Here is a 12,627-nt window from a genome sequence, read left to right as displayed (position 1 = left end):
CCGCCAACAAAGTCTTGGCGCTCTTACACCAGATATGCAAAGAAGACGGCATAACCGCTGTAGTCAGCCTACATCAAGTCGATCTCGCTAAACGCTATGCTGACCGAATCGTCGGTCTGGCTCATGGCAAGGTTGTGTTCGATGCAATACCAGCGGCTCTGACACAAACGCATGTAACTGAACTCTATGAACAAAGCGTTTGAGTGCGATTGCTAATTGCTCGCAATAAAACTGTAACATTGAGTCGTTATGCTCACCTCATTATCTGATTTCGTAATCAAAAATAAAGATTGATTACAACAACGAGGGTCTGGCAGCAATGATTCAACTTCAAAATATTACCGTCCAGTACGGACAAATGATTGCGTTGCATCCAACTTCACTCACGTTTCAACAGGGACAGTTTTCAGTGTTGCTCGGTGCCTCTGGTGCAGGCAAATCAACAATGCTCCGTTGTCTTAACCTGATGCAAAAACCCACTAGCGGCAATATAAACATTACAATGTTAGGTTCATTGTTGGACAAAAAAATATTGCAAGAGCATCGTCGGCGTACTGGCATGATATTCCAGCAGCATCAATTAATTGGTCGACTTTCTGTTTTGCAAAATGTGCTAATGGGTAGACTAGGTTATCACTCGACGCTTCGTACTCTTTTTCCTCTATCGAAGGAGGATCAATCTATTGGATTACACAGCCTTGACCGCGTTGGGCTACTTCACAAAGCACTCTCACGAGTGGATGAGTTAAGTGGCGGTCAGCAACAACGCGTGGGTATAGCTCGGGCATTAGCGCAGCGACCGGCACTTGTTTTGGCAGACGAGCCTGTGGCAAGCCTTGATCCAGCAGCCGCCAACAAAGTCTTGGCGCTCTTACACCAGATATGCAAAGAAGACGGCATAACCGCTGTAGTCAGCCTACATCAAGTCGATCTCGCTAAACGCTATGCTGACCGAATCGTCGGTCTGGCTCATGGCAAGGTTGTGTTCGATGCAATACCAGCGGCTCTGACACAAACGCATGTAACTGAACTCTATGAACAAAAAGCGTAATTGAATTCAAACATTCCAAATATTACTCATAACCATTGTTTAACTTAAGAACTGAGGAGAAATAACCATGAAAAAGCTATTCGCTGTACTGGCTCTAATATCGTTTTGCCTCTTAGGTAGTGTCACATATGCCGCACCTAATCCTGACCCCGGCACATTAAAAGTTGCTCTCTTGCCTGATGAAAATGGATCAACCGTCATTAAAAATAATAAGCCTCTAGAGATGTATCTTGAAAAAGCTCTGGGCAAAAAGATTGAGCTTATTGTTACCACTGACTATTCATCAATGATTGAAGCAATGCGGTTCGGTCGTATTGATCTTGCATATTTTGGGCCCTTGTCTTATGTATTGGCCAAACAGAAAAGTAAGATTGAACCATTTGCAGCAATGCAACAAAAAGGCACAACAACTTATCAGTCAGTGCTAATTGTGAATAAGGCGGCGGGCATCAACAACATCACAGATATCAAGAAAAAAGCCGTTGCCTGGGGTGACAAGGCCTCTACATCCAGCCACCTGATCCCCAAATCAATGCTTGCTGATAAAGGATTATTTGCCGGAAAGGATTACAAGGAGCATTTCGTAGGCGCTCACGATGCAGTGGCGATGGCAGTTCAGAATGGACACGCGCAGGCCGGTGGTCTGAGCAAGCCCATTTTCAAATCGCTCGTTCAGAGCGGCTTGATCGATCTAAACAAAGTGAAGGTCTTAGTGGAGTCAAAACCGTTTCCTCAGTACCCATGGACTATGCGCTCTAACTTAAAACCAGAGCTAAAAGTAAAAATTCGTGCTGCCTTCCTCGATTTGAAAGATCCGAACGTGTTGAAACCATTCAAGGCTGATGGATTCGGGCCTGCAACAGATAAGGATTACGATGTCGTGCGTGATTTAGGTAGTTTGCTAAAGCTAGATTTTTCCAAGTTCTAATTTTTTGAGGTCTCTACAATGAATACGAACTTCGAAGCCATATTGTCAGAGCAGCGCCAAAGCTGGAATCGAGTAGTTAGGTATGTGATATTGATTTTAGCTATTGTCGTCGGATGTTGGTATTACGTTGGTCTATTTGATGGTGAGCGTTTAGGCGAAGGCGTGCCAAGTCTTGTTAGTCTCATTGGTGAGATGTTCCCTCCCAACTTTAGTGAGTGGAGAGCATGGGTCAAGCCAGTGCTCGATACCTTAGCCATGAGTATTGCTGGAACCGCCATCGCTGTGCTTTTGTCCGTGCCCTTGGGTATTTTGGCTGCACGCAATACCAGTCCACATCCAGCGGTCTATCAGGCTGCGCGTGCTCTGTTAAATGTGTTGAGATCTGTTCCTGAGCTTATTATGGGTATAGTTTTCGTGGCAGCTGTCGGCTTTGGTGCACTGCCGGGTGTGTTGGCATTAGGCCTGCACTCAATCGGCATGATCGCTAAGTTTTTTGCGGAAGCGATTGAGCATACAGATCAAGCACCAGTTGAAGCTGCGCAGGCCGCAGGTTGCAGCCCGCTACAAGTGATATTTCATGGCATTTTTCCGCAAGTATTACCGCAAATGGCCGACACCGCGATTTATCGGTGGGAATACAATTTTCGCGCCTCAACGGTGATGGGAATGGTCGGTGCCGGCGGTATAGGTTTCGAGTTGATAGGATCGCTGCGTCTTATGCAATACCAAGAAGTATCCGCGATATTGCTGGTCATTCTTGGGATGGTGACGCTAGTTGATACATTCAGTTCATTCTTGCGTCGCAAGTTCAAGTAGCTAACCCATATAAAAAATCAGGTATACACATGAAACAAAAAATAGTTCTTACCCACTGGGTTCATCCTGAAATTATCGATTATTTACAATCTGTTGCGGATGTCGTTCCCAACATGACCCGCGATACTATGTCGCGCGCAGAATTGCTGGAGAGAGCAAAGGATGCTGACGCACTGATGGTATTCATGCCTGACAGTATCGATGATGATTTTCTTGCGTCCTGCCCTAAATTGAAGATTGTAGGTGCAGCACTCAAAGGCTATGACAACTTTGATGTCGATGCTTGTACCCGCCGTGGTATTTGGTTCAGCATCGTGCCGGACCTTCTGACCATCCCAACGGCGGAGCTGACAATTGGATTGCTTCTTGGCCTGACTCGCCATCTGGCCGAGGGGGATCGCCGTATCCGAACTCACGGATTTAACGGGTGGAGACCGGAACTATACGGAACGGGTTTAACAGGACGCACACTCGGAATCATCGGTATGGGTGCGGTCGGGCGAGCGATTGCGAAGCGCTTATCGAGTTTTGATATGCGGGTGCTTTATTGCGATGACATCGCCTTGAATCAAGAGCAGGAAAAGGCCTGGAATGCACGACAGGTGAGTCTCGATGAATTATTAAGTAGCAGTGACTTTGTTGTACCTATGCTGCCAATGACGCCGCAAACTTTGCACTTATTGAATGCAGAAACAATTGGCACAATGCGCACAGGAAGCTACTTGATCAATGCGTGTCGTGGTTCAGTTGTCGATGAATTAGCTGTTGCCGAAGCACTTGAATCTGGAAAATTGGCGGGTTATGCGGCAGATGTTTTCGAATTGGAAGAGTGGATCCGTGTTGATAGGCCAACAGCTATTCCGCAGGAGTTACTGACCAATACAGCGCAAACATTTTTCACCCCACATTTGGGGTCTGCGGTCGACGACGTGCGTTTCGAAATCGAGCAACTAGCAGCCAATAATATCTTACAGGCACTGACCGGCCAAAGGCCATCCGATGCTATCAATAATCCAATTTTGGAAGGCGTTAATTGATCAATCTTGAACGCGTAGTTACTTTTCTGGCTGTCGTGAATCGGGGTGGCTTTCGTGAAGCAGCCAAGCACACAGGGCTCTCACAGTCAGCTGTGACTCAGCATGTTAGGCGCCTAGAAGAGTCGCTGAGTGTCAATCTGATTGTGCGAAACAACGCAGGTAGTACGCTCACAGAGGAAGGCAAAGTGTTTTTGCCTTATGCGGAAAACCTAGTGCGCACCGGATCCAGAGCGTGCGCATTATTCGACACAAATCGTCTTGTAATAGGCGCGAGCTCGAATATCGGCATCTATGTATTGCCACCGCACTTGAGGCGGTTCAAGAAAACAGCAACTTGCAATTTTGATGTAGTCATTGGCGATAATCTTACCATTGTGAAAAAACTGGAAAACTTTGAAGTCGATGTGGCCATTATGGAATGGTGGGATCAACGAGAGGGATTTGATGCATGCGTTTGGCGAAGTGAAGAACTAGCTGTGATTGTGCCGGTGGAGCATCCGTGGGCCAAATTGGCGAGTATTCCATTAGATTGGCTGAAGGGAGAGAAATTGCTGGGGGGAGAAACAAGTAGCGGCACAGGGCGTCTGTTACAGCATTTTTTCGGAAGCGTGGCAGATTCTATTGGTGTATCTATGCAGCTTGGAAGCACAGAGGCGGTTAAACGGGCAGTACAGGCAGGCTTGGGTATTTCATTGGTGATCTCTTCGTCTGTGGTCGATGAGTGCGAGAGTGGTCGACTAAGAAGCGTTAAAATTGAAGGGATCACCCCCTACAAAAATCTTTACGTTATTTGTCGTGGCAATATGCTTGAAAATACACCATCGGCACATTTCAAAAAATTTCTACTTCAGTAGATGGATGGTATGTTGTTTATGCCAACAGTTAGAAAGTGTGAAGTTTGCCGTGACATATCATGATTTTAAGTTGATGGTAGCATTTTATTCATTTGCGTTATTTCTCTAGAAGGTAGGCGTCTAAATACTAAGTTTTCTACCTTTAAAACGCCAAATCAAATAGCAGAGAACTTTTATCGGTTAGCTGCCTAGCATATCCCAAGTGAAAGTCTCCTGCTAATTCAGCACATATCAGCCTTGATTGGCTTCAATCAATTTTATTGCTTCAACTTTAAATTCTGCGGTGTAAGTCTTCTGTTTCTTGCTCATGGTAAACTCCTGATGAGTGTCTATAGTTTACCAAGTTAAAACCTCCTGTTTTCTCAGCACACATCACAGAGACAGCGCTTTGTTCGTAACACGCAAACACTTGAATGGTATAAGACTGAATACCCTCAATGTGTTGTGACTACAAATATCGTGAAATGTTGTTTTTGCGAAAGTACATCAATTCGCAGATATGCCTTAAAAAACAATACTTACAAAATTCGCAACTCTTGTGCTAAATGCGGTGAAGTTTTGTTTTATACGGATGAGGATTAATAATGACTATTCATGCGTATTATGGTGATATTAGCCACCTGAAAAATGAACAAAAAATGTTTGAAGACTTATTAACCCAATTGAAGCTTCATTGGGGTAATAGTGAAGATTGGATTTATTTGTTCTATAACACAATGTGGTCAGGTCAGGAAATTGATGTTATTGCTTTCACCAAGGAAGCAATCGTTGTTATTGACCTAAAAAACTATTCAGGCAATCTGGTTGGGTCGGAAAATGGGGAATGGCAGATTAATGGTGAGCTTGAGGTTCAGGGTGGCTCTCAGATTAATCCATTTGTTCAGATTCGGAAGAACAGATTTGCTGTTTTAGAGTGGTTCAAAAGTGCTGAATTGTTTACCGACCAAAACTTAGGTTTTATTAGTGGTTGCATCATCCTGAATGAGTTATCTAGTACGCAAATGGATTTGTCTCATTCGGTAAGAAAGTGGTTTTATGTTACCGATATTGCCAATTCAGTGGATACTTTGTCTAGACTCCATACCAAGGGGATTAGTCTTGCTAGTGATGATATTGTATACCTAGTAAACAAGTTAAAACTTAAAGAATATTCTTGGGATCAGGGTGTTGCTCCTAGAGTTCGCAATCTTATTCAGTCAGAAGATCGTGATACTCCAAGTGATAATAGTCGTAATCAAAGTTCCGCTCCGATCAAATACACATTACATGATCAAATGGAAAAGAAATTCAAAGGTGTTTTAGCACCGTACCTATTTTTCTATGGAACGGTCATCATCTGTTTAGCTATTGCTTTTCATATTGCTAATGGTATGAAAGGTGAAGGGGTTGGGTACTTATTTAGTTTGATCTTTGGTCGCTAAAAATATCAGTTATTCAGGTTGGGATTCCGTAATTATTAAGCCTTTTCCTTTTTGCATTAAAAAAGCCTACATTGTAGGCTTTTAGCTTTTTTAGATCTGTATTACTGAATTAAGTCGTCAACGGCTTCACCAAGGTAGGTTGGATCGTATTGCTTATACAAATAGTTTTCCAGAATTGGTAAATCTGGTGCTAAAACCATTCGCGTAATTTTAGGACGATCTTCTTCAAGGTTAAGCTTCACATGTACGGCGAAGAAATCAATGTTGTTCGTGATGAAGTCATATTCTTTACGACCAGCACTTTTGAGTTGATCAACCATACGCGAAAAGAAGCGGTTATTCGTAATAGAGCAATTCAAGAACTCTAACGCATCTTTTTCAGTAACATTAATTTCAATAATGTTATTGAGGAAGGCTAGCTCTGGTTTAATTAAGTTGCCGTTACGGTCTGCAGTTAGACATTTTGTAGAAAAGGTACCAATACCAGCCATACGACCATCATATTTCACAAAACCGTGCTCTTCAGATGCAACTAAGTTTGACGCATGAACGTATAGAGTAGGGTGGTGCTTTGTATTCCACTCTAAATCAATAACGTCAGTTTCATTTTCTGCATAGAGAGTTTGTAAAAGGGATCTATTGAGGTTGGTATAGAGGACTTGATCAAGCTCTAATACTTTGCGGCGATATAGCTCAGCGAAGGCAATACCGTACTGAGATAAGATATTACATGTTGTATTGAAGCTATTGCAGTAAATCGCACGGTTATCGTTACCGCCGTCTCGATCCTCACTGACCACAATTACATGGTTCCCTAAAACACCATTGATTTTATAAACCACAATTGAGCCTAATGCGAAGTTTTGGGTAAGTAGTTCTTCACCCTCAAATCGTACTGCCGTGCAGTTTTTAATATTTTCTGCGCTTAAAGGATAATTACCCGGTGTGATGGACCACAATGTTGAGACTGGTACAAATAGAGGCTCAATAGAACTACTTAAGTCAACTCGACCAATCGTGATGATGCTTGTGCCGTTAAAACTATCGCCCTTGTGTTCTGCAACGGCTGATGTTCCGATCGTACCTGGTATTTGTGCGTTCTCTGAAGCGCTATTATTTGGTACAACTGATTCTGTCATGAAACAACTCACTAAAAGTTTTATCTTTGTTTAAAAATACCACATGATAAATAGTATTAAAACTTATACTACTATTATAAGATGATCTTTAAGATTCATAAAGGTATATTTATGCTAAACCATAAAACCCAAGTTTGTTTTTTTAATAACCTGATTGGACGTTTTTATAAAAACCATTTGATCATAGATGTTAAAACTTTAAACCTAGATTTTATTTTAGATGTTATTGAATTTCCGACATCAATTGAAGGTTTAAAAAAAGCACCTAAAGTATCAAAAATTAAAATACCTTTTACGCAACTTGCTCAGGATCTTCAGCCACAAAATTACCTAGATTTAGTCCAATCTGATGCCAAAAATCTGTATCTGCAGATTGGGCAAGAAAGACGTTATATTCACGGCGAACAAACTAATTTTTCATATGCTACATCGGTGTTTCAGCAGATCGGTGATGATGAAGTGCTCCAGCTTGAGGCTTTGAACTATGCACTGAAGCTCCAAAGCATTACTAATGGTATTCAGCAACATACAACAGCGATTGAGACATATATCGAGCTAAAGCCTTTACGATATGCGTTTAGCTTAGATACGTTCATAAGTGCAACTGCAGATCTAGATCAACCTTTCGATACTCGTGAAGCGCTTTCTGGCCATATCGTTAACCATTGGGAAAAATGGGTTAAAGCAAACAATATCACCAGTGAAAGTTCTTATGATGCGGTGCTAATAAATACCGATAAATTAATACTGGTTCGAGTCGGTATTCACTCATTCTCAGTGAAGATTACAGACCTTGAAGTGGCTGACGGCGTTATCTATGCTTCTCTTTGTGATTTAGAGCTCTTACAGGTGCTTCTACCAACGTTCTTTGATGGTATACCTTGCCGTATTACTGCATATGCCGATATGAACATTCAATATGCTGTATCGCAATATAAGACTTGGCTATCAAGTCAAAACCTGAAGAAGATCCAGTACGTTCGCAAACAAGGTATTGAGAAGTACTTGCGTAAAAAATTAGAAGATGAAAGTGACTTAATCGGTAACGCGCAACTTGCCAAAACCCTAATGAATACCAGCTATACAGAACAAACAGTCTCATTTTTTTCTGACGCTTGGGGATTATCGTACGCAAACCATTTTGAGAAGAAAATTCGTCATGCTTTTGATCTGGTCATACAGGCTTTGGATCATGAAGGGATCTCATTAGAGCAGCTGCAGTTCATCAATAGCCTAACAAAAGGGGCAATTGAGAATGCTATTAACGAGATGCTGAACAAGACTGGTTCGCCGTTAAACGTGGTACCAACACTCACTCAAGAATTACTGTTAATTTGCGATGAATTCAATGCCAAAAAACTCAACATATCAAGTGAGCTCTTGGATGCAATCACTCAGTTTGCAGAACAATATGCAGTATCACCACTGTTGGCCATTAAGCGTGATAGCGCCGTGTATTTGCTGTATGAACCATTAGATGCCGATAATCAGCTAATTGATTATGAGTGGTTTTGTACTGCGGTATATACCAAAAATCAGTTTGTGCCTGAAGCCGATGAACAACATAAAACAAATGTAGCGGATCTTCTTAAATCGGTTGAAGTACTGCATGTATTCAAGCCGAATATCCTGTCGTGGACCAATGGCAAGGTATTTGAAACGCCAGAAGAAAAGAAAAATGCTTTTATGTTATGTCTCACACCTGAAGCATTTGAAAATCAAATAGAATTCTTACGCACTAAGAACGCAATACCAGGATATTTTAAAAACCTGATTACATCCTTAGGTGGTTTAAGTACAGTGGCCACGGAACAAGATAAATACGGTGTATTTTTGATTGAGTCGATCGCTAAAAATTCGACTGGTTTTGCATATCAAGGACAACTCTTTCCTATCGATCAAAATGCCCAAATTGACTTAGATCAATGCTCAAATTTAACGCTTAATTCTAAACTACTACCAAAAAACTACCTGACCTTTAAAAGACTAATGAGATTAAGCGATAGTTTAACGAATGGCGTTAAATAGGTTTAAGAAATATTATTATTTTTACTTTAAGTTTAAATAGTGGTTTTTTAAATGCACAAAAATAAAGTATTATACTTTCAAACATAAAACCCTTTTAAAGTTATACAGAGAATACTGAATGAAACTATTAAAAACTGCGATGGTGGGTATCCTTGGTACTGTAATAGCACATACTGCTTTTGCTTATGATGATGTACCAACCCCAAATCCAAACTTTAAAGAAGCTTACGTGGGGCTTTTAACGCCATCTAAAAACTTTAATGTTGTTGCTGGTGGCCTTACACCTGAAATCAGCGAATATAAACTGTCTGATAGCTATTTTGAGAACAATTCAAATCAACGATACAAAGCGACAGCTCACCTTTATCAACAGATGAATACTCGACAACGAGCGATGTATTTATTAGTTCAGCACACAGCTTACTTAAACGATATTTTCTACCCTCAACGTAACCCTTTAGTTAATCCAAACGTATCAGACGAACAATTGAATGTTGAACCAACACTTAATAAACTGCAGTCCTTACGTACTGACAAAGATATTGTCGAAAATGTTGTAGATCGTGAAACTATGCTTCAGGTATTAAAAGCACATTACGATTATTATATGCGCGATCAATTTACAGTACGTTTTTACGGTAAAAACCAAAACACATTTACTTATGGAATTGATAACTATTCTGGTTTAAAAATACGTTCGGTGGAAGGAAACTTACGCATTGTTGATCGCAAAAGAGGTACATTGTTAGGTGACTCAATGGTTAAGTTAAACCACTGGATACCAGCTACCCGTACCAAAGAGCGCCGCACTATTGATATACCGTCTTCCATGCCAGAATGGAAAGACGTTGAAATTAAAGATCTTGCAATTAAATTCCAACCAACTGCAATAACAACCATGCAAGGTAAACGCATTGATATTAATAAAATCTATGCGTACAACACTGAAAAATTCAATTTCTAATGTATATAGCGGTCACTATCGACCGCTTTATTTTGTTCCTGGATAAATATTAACCGTAGCCTAAGCAAAAGTTACTTGTAACTTAGAAAGGATATCTAATTAAGGTTAGAACTATGAAGAAATTACTTCTTTCAATTGCATCTGTAATCATGATCGGGGGATGCACAGAAGTTCCGAAGGATATGTCACATGTTGATGTTTTTACAAACGATCGCTACCTATCGACAGCATATGAGTTTAATAAGCTGGTTGATGATACATTCAAATACCCGTATTCAAACATCCCATTTTTAATGGTTACGGGAGGGTGGAGTGTTAGTGGTCCAAAAGAACCAATATCGCAAATTGTATACAGTTGCTTAGCTTCTAATGAGGTGCAATTGGTTACAAAATACAAACTATTTATGCCCGAAGTTACTTACATCAAAACACCTGAAAACCAGGTGAAAAATTGCATCATTAAACATTCTAATGGCTCAATTAATGCAGACGCGTTGAATGACCTTAAAGCCTTCACTTTATTCCAAAAATATTCAGATAATCCATTTTTACGCAAAACTGTGGACGCAGCGAAAGCAGATGGCAAAATATCAGTAAAAGAATATATGGATATTGTGCAAAATGTCATAAAATTAAGTAAGGCTGACGAACAGGTTCAGCTAGAAAAAACCATCCAAGAGCTTTAAGCATTATTATGTCGGAAAACCTTTCCATGCATAGCATGACGAATGAGGAATTGATTCAAGAATGGCTGGATAGCCTGAAGCTTGAAAATAAGTCCGACATGACAATTAATGAATACAAAAAGAGCTTACTTTTGATGTTAGAAATGCCTTTTTTTAAAGGTAAACATCTATTGGAACTAGACCGCGATTACATCACATCATTTCGGTTGCATCGAATCGATGTTGATATTGTTTCTGCAAGAACACTCAACAAAAATTTATCAGCTTTAAAAAACTTCCTGAACTATTGTCTGCGTAAGGAATATATACCTGAAAACTTCTTTTCTGACATTCGGGTTAAGTTCAAAAATCAAAGCTTACCGCGCCCGATCGCCGTGAATACGTTGAATGAGATACTTGATAACAAGACGCCATTAAATCCGAAATACAATAATCAAAAGTTAAGAGATCTAGCAGCTGCAGAAATTGCTTATTCTGGCGGTTTACGTATCTCTGAATTACATGCCATCAAACTAAGTGATATCAACCTCAGTGCTATGCAACTAAAGGTATTGGGTAAAGGAAATAATGAACGGATTGTTTTTTTAGGAAAAAAATCACTAGAGGCTATTTCTACTTGGCTTTTAGTTCGTAATCGTTGGATTTCAAAAGCTGGAGTAGAAGACTGCGGATATTTATTCATTGCACCATCTGGCAAACATATTGCGAAAAACCATTTAGGTGCATGCATTACAGCTCTGTTAAAGGCGCATGGTTCTGGACATATTGGTAGTACTCATGCTTTGAGACATAGTTTTGCATCGCACTTGTATAACAAAACAAAAAATATTCGCGCCGTTCAGGAAATGCTAGGTCATAAATCACTATCTTCGACACAAGTATATATTCTTGTAGATCACGAAACGTTGATTAGTTCTTATAAAGATGCACATCCACGCGCTAGAGCGAACCAAGATTAATAATTTATTCGCTTCTTGTACTTCTAAAGATATATCGTAAACGATCGAAATAATTAACTTTTGATGGTGCCCGTAATGGCTAAGACTTTTGAACAAGTAAAAAAAGAATTTTTCAATACAAGGGTCATCACAAACAATCGACTACCTAAGCGTGGTGAAAGCCACAAAATTGCTGTGAAACTTGGTTTAATAGACCAAAAACAATCAACATATGTTAAAAAACAGAAACTTTCATATGTTGGCTTATCTGTAATTGAGTGTTTTGAAGAAGCTGGTTTAGATGATGTCTATATCAATGAAAAAATTGAAGAGTTTTCAGAGCTAAAAAACTATACTTCATTACATAAGGCATTAAGAATACTTGATGACGGCCACATGGCCCGTTTAGCAAAAAAATTAGAGGTTTCAGTCGATATGCTCAATGCGACATTGGCTGTGCTGAATAAAATATAAAAAACGGATTGAACCAACCCATGAATGCAAATGAGCTTTATGAAAAGTGATGTGTGCTGAAAAAACAGGAGGTTTTAACTTGGTAAACTAAACACACTCATCAGGAGTTTACCATGAGCAAGAAACACAAGACTTACACCACAGAATTTAAAGCTGAAGCCATCAAATTAATTGAAGCCAATCAAGGCAATGTCTCGGAAACAGCTAGACAACTTAGCATTTCAATGCAAACTCTTTCAAATTGGAATACCAAAGCAAAGGCTGGAACTTTAGCAGGTACAAAACAGTATT

Annotated in this window: 13 protein-coding genes and 1 pseudogene; 13 read left to right on the top strand and 1 reads right to left on the bottom strand. The window is 40.2% G+C overall.

Features of this window, described 5'->3' with window-relative positions:
• The 7 genes and pseudogenes from MF4640_RS16880 to MF4640_RS16845 form a co-directional block, all read left to right on the top strand.
• A pseudogene (locus tag MF4640_RS16880) lies at nt 1–203 on the top strand (phosphonate ABC transporter ATP-binding protein); the annotation flags it as partial.
• Nucleotides 204–319: 116 nt separating this feature from the next.
• Nucleotides 320–1,051, top strand: coding sequence for a phosphonate ABC transporter ATP-binding protein (gene phnC / locus MF4640_RS16875; protein WP_078390317.1), 732 nt, complete (start codon nt 320–322; stop codon nt 1,049–1,051).
• 67 nt (nt 1,052–1,118) lie between these two features.
• On the top strand, nt 1,119–1,979 hold the full coding sequence (phnD, locus tag MF4640_RS16870; RefSeq protein ID WP_078390316.1) for a phosphate/phosphite/phosphonate ABC transporter substrate-binding protein: 861 nt from the start codon (nt 1,119–1,121) through the stop codon (nt 1,977–1,979).
• Between the two features lie 18 nt (nt 1,980–1,997).
• Complete coding sequence (gene phnE / locus MF4640_RS16865; RefSeq protein ID WP_004757464.1) at nt 1,998–2,795, top strand: phosphonate ABC transporter, permease protein PhnE; 798 nt, start codon at nt 1,998–2,000, stop codon at nt 2,793–2,795.
• 29 nt (nt 2,796–2,824) lie between these two features.
• On the top strand, nt 2,825–3,832 hold the full coding sequence (locus tag MF4640_RS16860) for a phosphonate dehydrogenase (protein ID WP_044432324.1): 1,008 nt from the start codon (nt 2,825–2,827) through the stop codon (nt 3,830–3,832).
• Entirely contained in the window at nt 3,829–4,686 is an 858-nt protein-coding gene (locus tag MF4640_RS16855; RefSeq protein WP_044432327.1) for a LysR family transcriptional regulator, read from the top strand. Before MF4640_RS16860 ends, MF4640_RS16855 begins: the two co-directional genes overlap by 4 nt.
• Before the next feature lie 584 nt (nt 4,687–5,270).
• The gene (locus MF4640_RS16845; RefSeq protein WP_078390315.1) at nt 5,271–6,107 is read left to right on the top strand and encodes a nuclease-related domain-containing protein; all 837 of its coding nucleotides are present in this window, start codon (nt 5,271–5,273) and stop codon (nt 6,105–6,107) included.
• A gap of 101 nt (nt 6,108–6,208) precedes the next feature.
• On the opposite strand, the gene MF4640_RS16840 is transcribed toward MF4640_RS16845, so the two are convergent.
• A complete protein-coding gene (locus MF4640_RS16840; RefSeq protein ID WP_005006219.1) occupies nt 6,209–7,246 on the bottom strand; it encodes a hypothetical protein in 1,038 nt (345 codons plus the stop codon).
• An 81-nt stretch (nt 7,247–7,327) separates the two neighbouring features.
• Here MF4640_RS16840 and MF4640_RS19790 point away from each other — a divergent pair, with 81 nt between their 5' ends.
• From MF4640_RS19790 to MF4640_RS16810, 6 genes are all read left to right on the top strand, one after another.
• Nucleotides 7,328–9,274, top strand: a complete 1,947-nt coding sequence (locus MF4640_RS19790) for a hypothetical protein (RefSeq protein WP_227518677.1) — start codon at nt 7,328–7,330, stop codon at nt 9,272–9,274.
• 118 nt (nt 9,275–9,392) lie between these two features.
• The gene (locus MF4640_RS16830; protein ID WP_078390314.1) at nt 9,393–10,238 is read left to right on the top strand and encodes a hypothetical protein; all 846 of its coding nucleotides are present in this window, start codon (nt 9,393–9,395) and stop codon (nt 10,236–10,238) included.
• Between the two features lie 113 nt (nt 10,239–10,351).
• Nucleotides 10,352–10,924 (top strand): hypothetical protein, encoded by a 573-nt coding sequence (locus tag MF4640_RS16825; RefSeq protein ID WP_005006224.1) that lies wholly within the window; start codon nt 10,352–10,354, stop codon nt 10,922–10,924.
• Nucleotides 10,925–10,950: 26 nt separating this feature from the next.
• A complete protein-coding gene (locus MF4640_RS16820) occupies nt 10,951–11,883 on the top strand; it encodes a tyrosine-type recombinase/integrase (protein ID WP_005006225.1) in 933 nt (310 codons plus the stop codon).
• Nucleotides 11,884–11,958: 75 nt separating this feature from the next.
• The gene (locus MF4640_RS16815) at nt 11,959–12,336 is read left to right on the top strand and encodes a hypothetical protein (protein ID WP_005006227.1); all 378 of its coding nucleotides are present in this window, start codon (nt 11,959–11,961) and stop codon (nt 12,334–12,336) included.
• Nucleotides 12,337–12,449: 113 nt separating this feature from the next.
• Nucleotides 12,450–12,627 (top strand): transposase (locus tag MF4640_RS16810; protein ID WP_005137539.1); only part of this gene is annotated, 178 nt, incomplete at its 3' end.

The sequence above is a fragment of the Acinetobacter sp. MF4640 genome, assembly GCF_002018895.1.
Lineage (GTDB): Bacteria > Pseudomonadota > Gammaproteobacteria > Pseudomonadales > Moraxellaceae > Acinetobacter > Acinetobacter johnsonii.
Note: the sequence above shows the minus strand (reverse complement) of the source record. Positions and strands in the feature narration are given on the sequence as shown.